Raw genomic sequence first — 15,089 nt, forward strand, 5'->3', positions numbered from 1 at the left:
GCGTCACACCCGGTGCCCCCGCGCTTCCCACCCGGCCACCGGACACCCCCGCGACGCCCCGGGGGTCGCCGTTCCCGGCGGTCGTGGCCGAGGAGTCGGCAGTGCCGGACGCCGCACGTTCGGCGTCCCTGCGGATCGCCGCCTCGCGGCGGCCGTTGAACCAGAGGCCGAAGAGGCCCAGCCCGACGCCGACGAGGCAGGTCCAGATCCAGCCGGTTCGGCCGTCCTCGGCGTAGCGGGACCAGAACGGCAGCTGTGCGAGGAAGGCCACCGCCCAGAGGCCGGTGCCGATGCCGACGACCAGCGCGACGGGCCCCTCCAGCGGCGGGGGAGCCTGCCGCTTGCCGCTGGTCAGGTCGCTCCAGCGCATCCGTCCGCCCTGCCTTCCGCCCGCTTCCCGCCCCGAATCCGCGCGGCGCGCGGCGGTGACCGCCGCTGCTGCCGGGCGCTCCGGGCCCTTTCGGGCAAGCCTAGTCGGCCCGGTAGTTCCGCCGGGGTGCGGGCCCGCCGGGCCGGCCCGCGCCGCGGTGCGGCCCGGCGGCGTCGGGTCAGACGTCCTGGCCGACCTCGCCCCGGCCGTCGAACCGCTCGGTGCGTTCCACCGCGTCGCGGAACCGCTCGTCGAAGTCCTCGCGGACGAGGACGCCGGCCACGTACTCCTGGAGGGTCATGCCGCGGCGGGCGGCGTGCCCGGTCAGCCGGTCGGTCAGCTCCCCGTCCAGGCGGAGGCTCAGCACTCGCGATGTCATGTACCCACGGTCGGCGCAGCGGCCGGGGGAGGTGAAGCCTTCCCCGCCGGGCTCACTCGAACGGGTGAGTCGCGCGTCGCGGTGGGCGCGCTGTGGGGGCGGTCACTCGAAGGGCGTGTCCGTGGGAATTGTAGTTCGTTAGGCAAGCTAATGAGCTAGGCTGGGAGACATGCCGGAAACACCGGGCGTGAGCCCACAGGACACCGCCGCCGTCAACACACTGCGCGTCGGGGTGATGCGACTCGCCCGCAGGATCCGGCACCAGCGGGTCGACCGGTCGCTCGGTCTCGCGGAACTCTCCGCCCTCGGCACCCTCCACCGCTGCGGCGCCATGACGCCCGGGGAGCTGGCTCGCAAGGAGCACGTCCAGCCGCCGTCCATGACGCGGATCGTCGGACAGCTCCAGGAACGCGGGCTGGTACGGCTGGAGCCGCACCCGGAGGACCGCCGCCAGAAGACCGTCACCGCCACCGAACAGGCCGAAGCCATGCTCGAAGCGAGCCGCAGCCAGAGCAACGCCTGGCTGACGGAGCTGGCAGGCCGCCTCACCGAGGAGGAGTGGGAGACCCTCCGCACCGCCGCCCCGGTACTGCACAAACTCGCGCACCTGTAGGAGCACCCGCAAGAACAGCGCACCGGCGCCGACCAACCGGCGCGGAAAGAGAGACCTCTTGAGTCCGGGAACCGGACCCTCGTCCGCCCCCGATCCGAGCCAGCACCCGAACCGAACCCCCGCCGCCCACCGCGGCACCCCCGAAGGAACCGCCGCCGACGCCCCGGCGGCCCGCGCGCCGGAAGCGGGAGCCCCCGCCCCCGGCGCGGCGGCCGCCGCTGCGCCGGACGACGGCACCACGGGAGCCGGGGGCGGAGACCCGGACGGCCCCGAGGAACGCGCCCGGGAGGCCGCCCACGCCTCACGCGAACGCGAGGCGGCCGAGACCGCCAAGGTCGGCACCTTCGCCTCCCTGAAGATCCACAACTACCGGATCTTCTTCATGGGCGCGGTCGTCTCCAACACCGGCACCTGGATGCAGCGCATCGCCCAGGACTGGCTGGTCCACACCCTCACCGGCTCCGCCGCCGCGGTGGGCATGACCATCGCCCTGCAGTTCCTGCCCATGCTGCTCTTCGGCCTCTACGGCGGCGTCCTCGCCGACCGGGTCGACAAGCGCAAGCTGCTGATCTGCACCCAGGCGTCCATGGGCGTCACCGGCCTCGTGCTCGCCGCCCTCACGCTCTCCGGCAACGTCGAGGTCGCCCACGTCTACGCGCTCGCCTTCATCCTCGGCGTCGTCACCGTGCTCGACAACCCGGCCCGGCAGACCTTCGTCTCCGACATGGTCGGCCCCGGCCTGCTGCGCAACGCGGTCTCGCTCAACTCCGCGAACTTCCAGACCGCGCGCATCGTCGGCCCCGCCGTGGCGGGCGTCCTGATCACCGCGGTCGGCAGCGGCTACGCCTTCCTCTTCAACGGCCTCTCCTTCATCGCGCCCGTCGTCGGCCTGCTGCTGATGCGCACCGCGGATCTCAACCCCGCCGAGCGCGCGCCGCGTTCCAAGGGCCAACTACGCGAAGGACTGCGGTACGTCGGCAGTCGTCCCGAACTGCTCTGGCCGATCGTGCTGGTGGGGTTCATCGGCTCCTTCGGCTTCAACTTCCCCATCTGGGTGGTCGCCTTCACCGACCGCATCTTCGACGCGGGCGCCGGCACCTACGGTGTCCTCAACGCCCTGATGGCGGTCGGGTCACTCACCGGAGCGCTCATCGCGGCACGCTGGGGCGCCAGCCGTACCCGCTGGACCGTCGCCTCGGCGGGACTCTTCGGCACGTTGCTGATGGTGCTCGCCGGAGCGCCGACGCTCTGGGTCTTCGGCGCCCTGCTGATCCCCACCGGACTGGTCGGCATGACGTTCATGATCAGCGGCAACACCAGCCTCCAGCTGGCGAGCGACCCGGCGATGCGAGGCCGCGTCATCAGCCTCTACATGATGGTCTTCCTCGGCGGCACCCCCTTCGGCGGGCCGCTCATGGGCTGGCTGACCGACAGCTACGGGCCGCGCGTCGCTCTCGTCCTCGCGGGCGCGATCTGCGCCACCGCCGCACTCGGTGTCGCCATGGCGCTGGGACGCGTCGGCGGCCTCCGGCTCCAGGTCCGGCTGCGCCGCGGCGAGCCGCTGCTCGCCTTCGTGCCGCGACGCCCGGTGAAGGACCCCGAGGCGGCGGATGCCGCCGTCTCCGACGCCTCGACCGTTCCGGCCGGTGACGGCACCGGTTCGCCCGGTGGCGCCCCCGCCACCGACCCGGCGACCGCCGCCCCCGCCACCGACCCGGCGACCGCCGGGACGGACGGCGGTACGGACGGCGGTACGGAGGACGGCGTCGAGCGCACCCCCGAACGGCCCGCCGCGTCCGAGCGGCGCGCCGGTGCCCGGGACGGCGACGCCGCCGATGGCCACGACGACGCCTCCGACCCCGACCCCGCCGACGCGGAACGGCGGGTCGGCGCCCGGCGCTGACCGCCACGACCGCCCGGTCGGAACGTGTGAGCACGTGCCCCGGCGTCCGCCCAGAAGGTTGCGGACGCCGGGGCACGGTCGCGTCACCGACCGGTGGCGTGCGACGCCACCACCCCGCCCACCGGGTGCCGCAGGCCCGCCACGCCCCGTCGTGTCAGAGGCGCCGCGCGAGCAGCATGCCGGGCCAGTCCCGGACGGTGAACGGCCCGACCGGGGTGAACCCCTGCGAGCGGTAGTAGGCCATCAACCGGCCGTCGTCGCCCGCGTAGCAGTCCACCCGCAGCAGCTCCACCCCGGCCCGCCGGGTCTCCGCCACCGCGTGGTCCAGGAGCGCCGCCCCCACGCCCCGGCCCGCGAACGCCCGGTCGGTGACCAGCAGCCGCACGTAGCGCTCCGGTTCGTCCACCGGCTCCACGTAGTAGTGCGGCCCGCTGCCCAGTACCAGCGTCCCCGCCGGGGCACCCGGCCCGTCCGGCTCTGCCACCCAGGTGTCGCCCTCGGTCACCATCTCGGTGACCCGGCGGACCGCGTTCGGCCGGGCGGACCACGGCTCGGTGCCCCACTGCCCGGTCCGCCCCCGGTCGGCCAGCCACGCGACCGAGCTGTCGAGCATCGCCAGCGCCACCGGGACGTCGTCCGCCCCGCCGCGTCGAATTCGCATGCCGCGCATCGTAGGCGCGGCGGGGCGTTGGCGGCAGACGGCCTCGGCGGCCGGGGGAGCGCCCCGGAGCGCCCGCGCCCCGCGCGCACGCCGCGGCATGATGGTGCGGTGATCCTCTTCGCCGCCGTCCTGCCGCCCCCGGCGGTCGTCGCCGAGATCGTCGCCGAGATCGCAGCCGCCACCGCGGGGCTGCCCGGGGCCGACCGGCTGCGCTGGTCCGACCCGCGCGACCGGCACCTGACGCTCGCCTACTACGGACCGACCTCACCGGAGGCCGTCGGTCCGCTGCGGCAGCGGCTCGCCGCGGTGGCCACGGCGAGCGCCCCCTTCCCCCTGGCGCTGTGCGGGGCGGGGCGCTTCGCCGACCGCGTGCTGTGGCTCGGCCTCGGCGCCGGCCGGGAGGAGATCACCGCGCTGGCCGCCGCGGCCCGCTCGGCGGGCTCGGCCACGCCCGGCGCGGCTGATCCGGCAGACGGCCGCAGCTACGTCCCGCACCTCACCCTCGCCCGCGCGGGACGCCCCCCGCTGCCGCTGGCGCCCCTGGAGTCGGCGCTCGCCGACGTGGCCCCGACTCCCTGGCGCGTCCGGCGGCTGGTGCTGCTCACCGCGCCGCCGCCCGGCACCGCGCCGCAGCCGGGGGCGGCCCGCTACACGACCGTCGCCTCCTGGCCGCTGGGTGGACCGGCCACGGCCCCGGCCTGACGGCCCGGCCCGGGACCGGCGGACCTGGGCCGCTCGACCGGCCTGACCTGGCTGACCTGTCGGGACGGCGACGCACGAGCACGGCCGTGCACGGGCGGCAGGGGCAGGGGGCGCCTGCCGCGGGCACCGGTGAACCGCACCGGTCGCGCCCCGGTTACCTTTGGGGTGTGGATGCCAAGACGAGGACCCGCATCGTGAGCGGCGCCCTGGTGCTGCTGTTCGCCGTCGTCGCCATCGTGGGCGCGATCGGCCGCTGACACCCGCCCGTGAGGGGCTACGCCCCGGGCCCGCACCTGCGTGGGATGCCGTACCCACCCGTTCCGCCGCGCGTCGGCTGCGGACGGGCGCCTTTCGTGAACCCGGCCCGGTCCGGCGGACGCGTCCGGGCCGAACCCCGTGGGGCCACGGCCCCACGGGGCCGTGACCGCACGCCGTCACTCGGTCCGGGTCACCAGGCGAACGCCTCCGGGGAGGGGCCGGGACCGGGGAAGATCTCGTCCAGCGAGGCCAGCAGCTCCTCGGTCAGCTCCAGCTCGACCGCGCGCAGCGCCGAGTCCAGATGGTCGGCGACCCGCGGCCCGACGATCGGTCCGGTGACACCGGGCCGCGTCAGCAACCACGCCAGCGCCACCTCGCCCGGCGCCAGCCCGTACGTGTCGAGCAGGTCCTCGTACGCCTGGAGCTTGTCGCGCAGCGCGCTGTTCTCCAGCGCCCGGCCGGAGCGTGCACCGACGCCGCCCTCGCGCTCCTTGCGCAGCACCCCGCCGAGGAGACCGCTGCCGAGCGGCGACCACGGGATGACTCCCAGGCCGTAGGCGTTCGCCGCCGGGATGACCTCCATCTCGGCGCGCCGCTCCGTCAGGTTGTACAGGCACTGCTCGCTGACCAGTCCGAGCGAGCCGCGCCGGGCAGCCGTCTCGTTGGCCTGCGCGATGTTCCACCCGGCGTGGTTGGAGGAACCGACGTAGAGGATCTTCCCCTGCTGGACCAGGACGTCCACCGCCTGCCAGATCTCCTCCCACGGGGTGGCCCGGTCCACGTGGTGGAACTGGAAGAGGTCGATGTGGTCGGTCTGCAGCCGCTTCAGGCTGGCGTCCACCGCCCGGCGGATGTTGAGTGCGGAGAGCTTGTCGTTGTTCGGCCAGACGGGGGAGTCGTCCAGCTGCATCGACCCGTAGCACTTGGTGGCGAGCACCGTGCGCTCCCGCCGGCCGCCGCCGCGGGCGAACCAGGTCCCGAGGATCTCCTCGGTGCGGCCCTTGTTCTCACCCCACCCGTACACGTTGGCGGTGTCGAAGAAGTTGATGCCCGCGTCGAGCGCGGCGTCCATCACGTCGTGGCTGTCGGCCTCCTCGGTGTGGACACCGAAGTTCATCGTTCCCAGTACGAGGCGGCTGACCTTGAGCCCGGTGCGTCCCAGCTGTGTGTACTTCATACCGTCAGCCAACCCGTCGGACCGCGCGCCTGCAAGGGGTGGTCGCGCCGGGGGCGGGCGGGGAGCGGTGCGGTCGGGTGAGCGGCGGTCGGTGTCAGCGACCCGCGGTCAGCGGCTGGGCGCCGGGGACTCGGCCAGGGCGTCGCGTTGCGTGGCCGGCGGGCGGTGCACGACCCGGCTCCAGACCAGGGCCGTGAGCAGGAAGACGAACACGGTGTGGCCCGAGAGGGAGGCCCACCAGGCGCCGAGCACCGCTCCGTACTCGCCGTCCGCCAGTCCGCCCCCGGCCACGCAGGCGAGGAAGGCGAGGCCGGCGGTGAGCCCGGCGGCCAGCCACCAGTCGTCCCAGCGGATGCCGCGCAGCCGCCACAGTGCCGCGATCACCACCCCGGCGGTCGCGGCCACCACCAGCGGCAGCGCGAGGAACGGTCTCCCCAGCAGGTCGTGCTGGAGCATCAGAACGCCCTCGGGGCCGCCCGGCCGCAGCCAGGCGAGGGCGACCAGCGCCGCCAGCAGCCAGGGTGGGACCGCGGCGACGAAGAGGACGAGAAGGAGATCGCGCTTCCGCATGCCGCGAGCGTAGCCCCGGCCCGCCCGGCCCCGGCCCGCCGGGCCGAACGGGCCGGGCCGGCCCCGGCCCGCCCCGGCACCGGGTGAGCGGGGGCGGCGGCGTCAGCGGCTTCCGGCGTGGCGGGCGGCGATGACGGCCGACATCAGGTCGCCGTCGAGGACCGTGGCGTCGGCCAGCCGGGTGGCGCCCGCGTAGGCGTTGAACGCCGACTTGGTGACGCGCAGGGCGGCGGGGGAGCGGCGGACGATCGGCCGGGTCCAACCGGCGACGACGTCGTCCAGCTCCGCCTCGGGGACGACCCGGTGCAGCACCGAGATCTCGTGCGCGCGGGCCGCGTCGAAGGTCGCTCCGGTGAGGACCAGTTCCCGGACGCGGGCGGGCCCGGCCTCGCTGATGAGCCGGGAGAGGGCGCCGCCCCACAACGCGGGCAGACCGAGAGCGAGTTCGGGTAGCCGGTAGCGGGAGGTGTCCGCGCCGACGCGGAGATCGCAGAAGACGGCGAGCCCGAGGCCGGCGCCGATGACGCCGCCCTGGAGCCGGGCGATGGTGACGGCCGGGCAGCCGGCGAGCGCGTCGCAGACCCGGCGCGCCTTGCCGCCCAGAACCCGGACGCCGACGCCGTCCGGGTCGCGTTCCATCAGTTCGGTGAACTCGCGCCGGTCGCCGCCGAGGCAGAAGTCGCCGCCCGCCGCCGAGAGCACCAGGACGCGGACGCCGGGGTCGTCGGCGACGGCGGTGAGCACGGTGTGCATCTCGTCGAGCATGGTGCCGATGACGGCGTTGCCGGTCTCCGGCATGTTCAGGCACAGCCGTACCACCGGGCCCTCGCGGCTGGTCAGCAGGGTCTTGAAGTCTCCGTACACGCCCTTGGGTCCTCAAAGGTCTCGATCGCCGGTGTGGCGAAGTTCGGCCGCGGTCGCGGCGCGGTGCCACGGCGGGCCCCCGGGTCGTCGCGGGGGTGTCCGGTGGCCGGGTGGGAAGCGCGGGGGCACCGGGTGTGACGCGGAGCCCCCGCCGGCACGGGTGCGGCTGCCCCGGCGGTGGGCGTCGCGCGGTTCCGAGGCCGTGCGACGTCCGACGCCCGGCGGGCTGCCCGCCGGGCCTGCTCCCGGGCGCCGTCCGCCCCGGTGCGGGGCGGAGCGCACGGCGTCAGCCGGTGCTGACGCGCATGCCCGTGAGTCGGCGGAACGCCACGCGCTGCGCGTACTGCGGCGGTGAGGTGACGTGGAGGCCGGGGAACCGCTCGGCGAGGCCGCGGAGCAGCAGCCCGGCCTCCTGCCGTGCCAGTGCGGCGCCGACGCAGAAGTGCGCGCCGCCGCCGAACGCCAGGTGCAGGCTGATGCGTTCGCCGGTGCGGTGGATGTCGAACGTGCCGGGGTCCTCGTGGTGGTCGGGGTCGTGGTTGGCGGAACCGATCATCAGGTGGACCATGGCGTCCTTGGGGATCATCACACCGGCGAGTTCGGTGTCCCGGGCCGCGACCCGACCGGCCATGTGGATCGGCGGGTCGTAGCGGAGGACCTCCTCGACCGCCTGCGGCGCGAGGTCCGGGTCGGCGACGACGGCGCGCCACTGGTCCCGGTGCCGGTCGAGCAGGTGCACCATGGTCGGCATCAGAGTGGCGGTCGTCTCCACGGAGGCGACGAAGAGGAACATCAGCAGGTAGAAGACGGCGGCGTCGGCGGCTTCCCGGTCCGCCTCCATGGCGTCCCAGGTGCGCAGCCAGCCGGAGATGACGTCGTCGCGGGGGTGGGCGCGGCGGTCGCGGATGATCTCGGTGAAGTAGTCCCGCAGCCCCTCGGCGGCGCGGTCCGCTCCGGCCAGGGCGGTGGCGGTGGGCAGCAACTCCTGGCAGACGACGTGCTCGTGGGTGAGCCAAAGGAGCCTCGGGTAGTCGGCCCGGGGGAGTTCGAGCCAACTGCCGATGACCTCGATGGGCAGCTGGTCCCCGACGAGGGAGCCGAAGTCGGCGTCGCCCTCCTCCGCGACGCGGTCCTGGAGTGTGTCCAGCAGACCGTCGACGGTGCCGGCGACGACCGCGTGGAGGCCGGCGAGGGTGGACCGGTCGAAGACGTTGCCTATGGAGCGCCGGTGCCGCGTGTGGTGCGGGGTGTTGAGGCCTTGGAGGGTGCGGCTGAGTTCCTGGTGGGCGAACCCGGTCCAGCGGTCGCTCTCCTGCCGTTCCTTCCACGCGGTGTCCGTGGTGCGCCACTTGCGGCTGCGCATGACGGAGTCGACCAGGGCGTGCCGGGTGACGAGGTGCCCGCCCCAGGGAGTCGGCAGCACCGGGCCCAGCTCGCGCAGGTCCCGGTAGTGGGGGAAGGGGTCGGCCTGGCCCTTGGGGGAGCGCAGGCGCGAGAGGTGGGAGACGACGGTGCGGGTGCCGACGGCGGTCGTCGGCGCGGCGGGTGCCACGGGGGATTCCTCCAACTCCGATGGTGCACGTGGCGACGAAGCGCCGCCGGCCCCCCGAGGTGCGGGGACCGGCGGTCGATCGTCGCGCTTCTGATCGGTTGTCGGTCGTGGGAGCGGTGGAGGGGGCTCAGACGGAGCGGCCACTCCGCCCGCGGTTCGGGCATGCGCTGGCGGCACATGCCCGAACCGGCCACCGCGGCCACGCGTGGTTCGGCCGGGACCGTTCGTCCGGTCACCCGGAGAGCGGGGTCGTCGGGTCGTGTCGTTCGGGCCCACGGCGGCCTCCGGCCGCCCGGAGCGGCGGGCGGCCGTTACGGCCGGCGTGCGGGCGGGGTCGGCGGCGGTCCGCCGTGGACCGGCGCACCGACCGCCTCCCTCAGCCGCGCGGCGCGCGGACCCGGACGGCACGTCCTAGCGCCACCAGTCGAGGAACCCGCTCCACCAGCCGCCGCGGCGGCCGGCGTGCCGCCCCTGGCCGCCGGTGTGGGTCGCGGCGTCGGGGGCGGGCCGCCTGGTGGGCGGCAGCGGGGTGAACCGGGCGGGGAGGTTCGCCAGGGCCCGGTGGTAGATGCCCGGCCGCCACGCCAGGGACTCCACAGGGACGGCGAGCTCCACGTCCGGCAGCTGGTTCATCAGCTTCTCGATGGCGGTCACCGAGATCAGCTGCGCCGGGTCCTTCGCCGGGCAGGCGTGGGGTCCGGCGCTCCACGCCAGGTGGGCGCGCTTGCTGAGCCGCTGCCGCATCGCGGACAGCGCCGGGTCGGTGTTGGCCGCGGCGAAGCTGATGACGACGGGCTCGCCGGCTGCCAGCGGCACCCCGTCGAGCTCGGTGTCGTGGAGCGGGTAGTGCACGCCGTAGTTGGCCAGCGGCGGGTCGTTCCACAGGACCTCGTCGAGCGCGTCCTCCACCAGCAGGCCCGCTCCGTGCATCCCGCCGTAGTACCGCTCGTCGGAGAGGATCAGCAGCAGCCCGTTGGCGATGAGGTTGCGCGTCGGCTCCGAGCCGGCGCCGCCCAGCAGCACCAGCTGGTGGATCATCTCCTCGTCGGTGAGGCCGGCCGGGTGCGCCATCAGCCACGAGGTCACGTCGGCGCCGGGGTTGCGGCGCTTGTGCGCCACCAGCGCCGACACGCTCTCCAGGATGTCCTGGTTGGACCGCTCCGGGTCGACCCCGTCGAAGATCCCGGACATGCCCGAGACGAGCTGGTCGCCGATCTCCGCGGGACAGCCGAAGAGTTCGTTGAAGACCAGCAGCGAGGTCAGCTTGGCGTACTCGTTGAGCAGGTCGGCCTCGCCGCGCTCGCCGAACTGCTCCACCAGGTACGTGGAGACGCGCTCCACGTGCCGGGTGAGGAGCAGGGCGTCGACCCGGGAGAGGCTGTCGGTGATGGCCTGCCGCAGCCTGAGGTGCTCCGCGCCGTCGGAGAACAGGCTGTTGGGCCGGTGGGCCATCATCGGTATCGCCGGGCTGTCCATGGGGACGCGGCCCTCGTTGAGGGCACGCCAGCGCCGGGAGTCCTTGCCGTACTCCTTGGGGCTCTGGAGCACCCGCAGCGCGGCGGCGTAGTCCGTGACGAGCATGGCGCCCACTCCGGGCGCCACCTCGATCGGGGCGGCCGGACCGTAACGGCGCAGCTCCTCGTAGAAGCCGTGCGGGTCGGCGGCGAACTCCGGTCCGTACAGCGGCACGTGTCCTCCCTCCCCCTGGTGCACCGGCGTGTGTGCCGGGCATCCCGGTGGTGGTGCGGAGGTGTGATCGGTGTGCCGGTCCATGGTGCAGGCTCCTAGCTGGTGCGTGTCTGGAGGTACTTGACGAGGGTGATGAGGGCACCGGCCGAGGACGCCTCGTCGCGCGCGTCGCAGGCCACCACAGGGGTGTCGGGCAACAGGTCCAGTGCCTCACGGAGTTCGTCGTCCGGCCGCCGCTCGGACTCGTCGAAGTAGTTGACGCCCACCGCGTAGGGGATGCCGTAGCTCTCGACGAGGTCCATGACGGGGAAGGACTCCTCCAGCCGCTGCGGGTCGACGAGGAGCAGGGCGCCGAGCGCCCCGCGGGCCATGTCCTCCCACACCTGCACGAACCGCTGCTGCCCGGGGGTGCCGAACAGGTACAGCACGAGGGTCTCGCTGAGCGTCAGCCGTCCGAAGTCCATGGCGACCGTGGTGGTGGTCTTGCCCTGGACGCCGCGGAGGTCGTCGATGTGGGCCCCGGCCCGCGTCATCGTCTCCTCGGTGCGCAGCGGCGGGATCTCGGACAGCGTCCCGATGAACGTCGTCTTGCCCACGGCGAAGTGGCCCACGACGAGGATCTTGGCGGCGATCCTCACCTGTTCCGGAAGGTAGGTGTGGTCATCCGAAACGAGTCTGGAGTCCATCCAGCACCTCCTGCAGAACCTGGATGTCGGTGAGCTGCGCCGTGGGTACCGGGTTCCGCGTCGTGATCTGGCCGTTGCCGGCGAGGTCGGAGAGGAGGACCCGGATGACCCCGATGGGCAGGCCGATGTGGCCGGCGATCTCGGCGACCGAGAGGTAGCCGCCGCAGCACAGCTCGACCAGCGCGCGCCGCTCCGGATCGAGCTGGGCGCGTCGGGCCCCGCCGTCGGCGGCGGTGACGAGGGTGACCAGCTCGAACTCGTCACCCTTGGGCAGTTCTTGACCATTAGTGATCACATATGGACGCACGAGGTCCACGGATTCGTGTCCCGTGCCGTCCATGGTCATGAGGGAATTCCGGAGCTCTGGCGCGGCGGGCTGGTCATGGCCTTTCCGAGCTGCCCGACCAACTGCTGCATCCGGAACGTGATGTCGGCCATGTCGACGTTGAGCGAGGCCGACACGGCGAGATAGGCGCCGGCACCGGCGGATATCAGGAACACCCAGCCGCCGTCGAATTCGACCAGCGTCTGACGCCACTTCATGTCGTCGCCGCCCGAGAACCCGGAGAGCGTCCGGCTCAGTGACTGCATGCCGCTCATGGCGGCGGCCACCGTGTCGGCGTCGTCGCGGCCCACCTCCCGCGACCGGGCCATGAGCAGGCCGTCCGCCGAGACCAGCAGCGCGTGCCGCGCCTCGGGGACCTCCAGTGCCCGGTCCAGCATCCACGAAAGATCGTTGTTCACCTGAATTCACGCCCTTCTGGGTCTGTTTCGGCCGTACGACCCGTCCGTGTACCCCGCTGGAAGGCCCCCATGATGGAGGCCGTCTCCTCGTTGGAGCGGGGGGCCGCCTCGTCGGCTGCCGGACCGTCCTGACCGACGATCGTCATCGGAGTGCGGCGCCGCCGCTTGGGAAGGCCACCGCGCGTCGTCGCGCGGGGCTCGCGCCTCTCCTCGCCGTGGCCGGGGCCCGGCGCCGCGTCGTGCCGCGCCACCGGGACGGCGCCCGGCGGGTCGGGGACGGGACGAGGGCCTGCGTGCGGAACTGCCCGCGGCATGTGCGCGGCAGTGGAGGGCGCCAGCGGGTCCGGCGCGGCACCTCCCGGCAGCGGTGCGGGCGCGGAGGCGGTCTCGGAGACGGCCGCGGGGCCCACGGGCTGTGGTTCGGGCATGGCGGTGAGCAACTCCTGCGGCAGCAGCACCACGGCGCGGACGCCGCCGTAGGGCGAAGCGGTGTCGACGGAGACGGTGAAGCCGTAGCGCGCGGCGAGGACGCCCATGACGGCGAAGCCGAACTGGGGCGGGTTGCCCAGCCCGGTCACACCGGAGACCGGGTTGTTCAGCAGCTCGGCCGCCCGGGTCTTCTCCTCCTCGTTCATGCCCACGCCCGCGTCGTCGATGACGATGCAGACGCCCTTGGGCACCGCACGGATGTTGATGTCGATGGTGGTCTCGGGCGCCGAGTAGCTGGTCGCGTTGTCGAGCAGCTCCGCGAGGGCGAGCGCGACGGGCTCGACGGCCTGGCTGATCACGGCGTACGAGGCCTGCGAGTGGATCTCGACGCGGGTGAAGTGGCGCACGCGGCCCTTGGCGCTGCGGACCACGTCGTACACGGAGGCGACCGACCTGTGCCGCCCGAGCCACCCCTCGCAGAGCACCGCGATGGACTGCGCGCGGCGCCCGAACTGCGAGTTCATGTGGTCGATGTCCAGGAGGTCCTGGAGAATGCGCTGGTCGCCGTATTTCCGCTGGAGTCCAGAAATGGCGATCTGCTGCTCGTTGGCGAGTCCCTGAAGGGTTCGCATCGCCGTTTTGAGTGCAGTTTTCGTGCCGTGTTCGGCGCGGGACCGCGCCTCTTCCACGGATTCTGCGAAACGCTCTTCCAGAATGTCGTTGCGCTCGGCAAGGAGGTCTTTCTCCCGCCTTGCGCGCCGCGTTCTGCGATGGCTGGATATCGCTAGCGCCACGGCCGCGGTAAGGCCCGCGACCAGCGCCCAGAACACTGGATCGTCTATGTACGCAGTCATGGAGGCTCTCTAGGAGGATTCCCGTCTGGTGGGGGCGCGAGGGCGCTGCTACGGCACCGAGGGCCGACCTGGGCGACCGGGCCGACCGGGGCTGCCGTCGGTGGCGCCCGCGGGGCGCCCGGACACGGGCGGAATCGCGCCGACCCCGCGGGGTTGGCACGCGAGGCGGCGCGGTGCGGCGCTGAGTGGAGGGTCGACCGTGATCGGCCCTGCTGACGGCATAAACAAGCTCCTCGGGGTGACCGGCTTTGTTCCCCCGCCCTCGGCCCGCCGTGCGAGCGGCATGAGCCTAGCACCACGGACGGCTGTGAGGAGCACGGAACCAGCTCTTCTCTTTCCACCAATCACCTTCTCCATGCATTAGTTTCAGAAGTGGTGCACGTCACCCCCTGGGATGCAACGGACGTGTGCAGGTGCTGTTGCGGTACATTCGCGGTTGCATGCAATTGCCCGAAATTCCGCCCGGCGGAAAGTCGGTGCCCGCGTGCGGGCCCGGCGCGACCGTGCGGCGCGCCGCCGCGGCGCCCGGGCCGTGGGTGGCCGCGGCGTGCGCCGCCGCGGGTGGCAGGCTGACTGCATGGCTGTCACCTGGATCCGTTGGGGCCGCGCGACGCGGCGTGGTGCGCTGACCGTCGCGGTGGCCGGTCCGCTGCTGCTGGGCACGGCCGTCGGGACGGCGGTCGCCCAGGAGGGCGGCGGGCACGAGGAGTTCGTCCTCGACGACCCGCGCATCCTGGAGTCCAGCGGGCTCCAGGCCAGCCACCGCCACCCGGGCGTCTACTGGACGCACAACGACAGCGACTACGCCCCCGAGATCTACGGGGTGGACAGCGCGACCGGTCGGACCGTCGCCACGGTGACCCTCCAGGGCGTCGAGTTCCGCGACGTCGAGGCCATTCATCTCGGCCCGGACGGCGACCTCTACGTGGGCGACATCGGCGACAACCTCGACGGCGGCTGGCCGCACGTCTGGATCTACCGGTTCGCCGAGCCCGTCGAACTCGCCGACACCGCCCTCACCCCGACCGTCTACACCGTTCAGTACGACGACGGGCCCCGGGACGCCGAGGCGCTGATGGTCGATCCCGTGAGCGGCCTGGTCCATCTGGCCAGCAAGAAGCGGGACGGCTCGGGCGCGGTCTACCGCCAGCCGGAACAGCTCACGACCGAGGGGGTCAACACCTTCTCCCGCGTGTTCGACACCGACCTGTGGGTGACGGACGGCGCGTTCTCGCCCGACGGCTCCCGACTGCTCCTGCGCGGCTACTTCGGCGCGGAGATCTTCCGCTGGTCCGAGGGTGAGCCAGAGCCGATCGGCCTGGTGCGGGTGCCGCTCCAGCCGCAGGGCGAGTCGGTCACCTTCACCCCGGACGGCACCACCCTGATGTTCGGCAGCGAGGGGGAGCAGTCACGCGTCACCCCGGTGGAGCTGGAGGGGGACCAGCGGCCCGACGACGTGATCGCCCGTCAGGAAGCCGCCGGGGGAGCGGAGGGCGACGGCGGGTCGGAGGGCCGCTCGCCGGACTCGTCCGGTGAGGACGGTCTCCCCGCCGGTCTCGGCCGCGTGGCGCTCTACGCGGGCATCGGCCTCGCCGCGGTGGTGCTGCTCGGCGCCCTGGCACGCGCCAGGGCCGCCGG

At 73.4% G+C, this 15,089-nt stretch carries 15 protein-coding genes and 1 pseudogene; 4 read left to right on the forward strand and 12 right to left on the reverse strand.

What is annotated here, in order from left to right; all coding sequences use genetic code 11:
• On the reverse strand, positions 1-370 hold a 370-nt coding region (locus HCJ92_RS15030), incomplete at its 3' end, for a DUF2530 domain-containing protein (RefSeq protein ID WP_167934099.1).
• Between the two features lie 178 nt (positions 371-548).
• Positions 549-749 carry a ribbon-helix-helix protein, CopG family gene (locus HCJ92_RS15035; RefSeq protein ID WP_167934100.1) on the reverse strand — a complete coding sequence of 67 codons (201 nt, stop codon included), beginning with the start codon at positions 747-749 and terminating at the stop codon, positions 549-551.
• A 169-nt stretch (positions 750-918) separates the two neighbouring features.
• Between HCJ92_RS15035 and HCJ92_RS15040 the strand changes: the two genes are divergently transcribed.
• Positions 919-1,362: a MarR family winged helix-turn-helix transcriptional regulator gene (locus HCJ92_RS15040; protein WP_167934101.1), complete on the forward strand. Its 444-nt coding sequence runs from the start codon at positions 919-921 to the stop codon at positions 1,360-1,362.
• A gap of 58 nt (positions 1,363-1,420) precedes the next feature.
• A pseudogene (locus HCJ92_RS15045) lies at positions 1,421-2,950 on the forward strand (MFS transporter); the annotation flags it as partial.
• 469 nt (positions 2,951-3,419) lie between these two features.
• Here the strand turns inward: HCJ92_RS15045 and HCJ92_RS15050 are convergent.
• Positions 3,420-3,926, reverse strand: coding sequence for a GNAT family N-acetyltransferase (locus tag HCJ92_RS15050; RefSeq protein ID WP_167934102.1), 507 nt, complete (start codon positions 3,924-3,926; stop codon positions 3,420-3,422).
• Between the two features lie 108 nt (positions 3,927-4,034).
• Between HCJ92_RS15050 and thpR the strand changes: the two genes are divergently transcribed.
• On the forward strand, positions 4,035-4,628 hold the full coding sequence (thpR, locus tag HCJ92_RS15055; RefSeq protein ID WP_167934103.1) for an RNA 2',3'-cyclic phosphodiesterase: 594 nt from the start codon (positions 4,035-4,037) through the stop codon (positions 4,626-4,628).
• 448 nt (positions 4,629-5,076) lie between these two features.
• Here the strand turns inward: thpR and HCJ92_RS15060 are convergent, their stop codons facing one another.
• The 9 genes from HCJ92_RS15060 to HCJ92_RS15100 form a co-directional block, all read right to left on the reverse strand.
• Positions 5,077-6,063: an aldo/keto reductase gene (locus tag HCJ92_RS15060; RefSeq protein WP_167934104.1), complete on the reverse strand. Its 987-nt coding sequence runs from the start codon at positions 6,061-6,063 to the stop codon at positions 5,077-5,079.
• A gap of 108 nt (positions 6,064-6,171) precedes the next feature.
• Positions 6,172-6,633, reverse strand: coding sequence for a hypothetical protein (locus HCJ92_RS15065; protein WP_167934105.1), 462 nt, complete (start codon positions 6,631-6,633; stop codon positions 6,172-6,174).
• A 102-nt stretch (positions 6,634-6,735) separates the two neighbouring features.
• Complete coding sequence (locus tag HCJ92_RS15070) at positions 6,736-7,497, reverse strand: enoyl-CoA hydratase-related protein (RefSeq protein WP_167934106.1); 762 nt, start codon at positions 7,495-7,497, stop codon at positions 6,736-6,738.
• 286 nt (positions 7,498-7,783) lie between these two features.
• A complete protein-coding gene (locus HCJ92_RS15075; protein WP_167934107.1) occupies positions 7,784-9,049 on the reverse strand; it encodes a cytochrome P450 in 1,266 nt (421 codons plus the stop codon).
• Positions 9,050-9,460: 411 nt separating this feature from the next.
• Positions 9,461-10,822: a cytochrome P450 gene (locus HCJ92_RS15080; protein WP_167934108.1), complete on the reverse strand. Its 1,362-nt coding sequence runs from the start codon at positions 10,820-10,822 to the stop codon at positions 9,461-9,463.
• Between the two features lie 11 nt (positions 10,823-10,833).
• Positions 10,834-11,424: a GTP-binding protein gene (locus tag HCJ92_RS15085; protein ID WP_167934109.1), complete on the reverse strand. Its 591-nt coding sequence runs from the start codon at positions 11,422-11,424 to the stop codon at positions 10,834-10,836.
• On the reverse strand, positions 11,399-11,764 hold the full coding sequence (locus tag HCJ92_RS15090) for a DUF742 domain-containing protein (RefSeq protein WP_420824716.1): 366 nt from the start codon (positions 11,762-11,764) through the stop codon (positions 11,399-11,401). Before HCJ92_RS15090 ends, HCJ92_RS15085 begins: the two co-directional genes overlap by 26 nt.
• Positions 11,765-11,766: 2 nt before the next feature.
• A complete protein-coding gene (locus tag HCJ92_RS15095) occupies positions 11,767-12,168 on the reverse strand; it encodes a roadblock/LC7 domain-containing protein (RefSeq protein WP_167934111.1) in 402 nt (133 codons plus the stop codon).
• A complete protein-coding gene (locus tag HCJ92_RS15100; RefSeq protein ID WP_245240889.1) occupies positions 12,165-13,451 on the reverse strand; it encodes an ATP-binding protein in 1,287 nt (428 codons plus the stop codon). The genes HCJ92_RS15095 and HCJ92_RS15100 overlap by 4 nt, the downstream gene beginning before the upstream one ends.
• 577 nt (positions 13,452-14,028) lie before the next feature.
• On the opposite strand from HCJ92_RS15100, the gene HCJ92_RS15105 reads away from it, so the two are divergent.
• The coding region (locus tag HCJ92_RS15105) for a hypothetical protein (protein WP_167934112.1) at positions 14,029-15,089 on the forward strand (1,061 nt) is incomplete at its 3' end.

The organism is Streptomyces spiramenti (assembly GCF_012034385.1).
In the GTDB taxonomy this organism is placed as follows: domain Bacteria; phylum Actinomycetota; class Actinomycetes; order Streptomycetales; family Streptomycetaceae; genus Streptomyces; species Streptomyces spiramenti.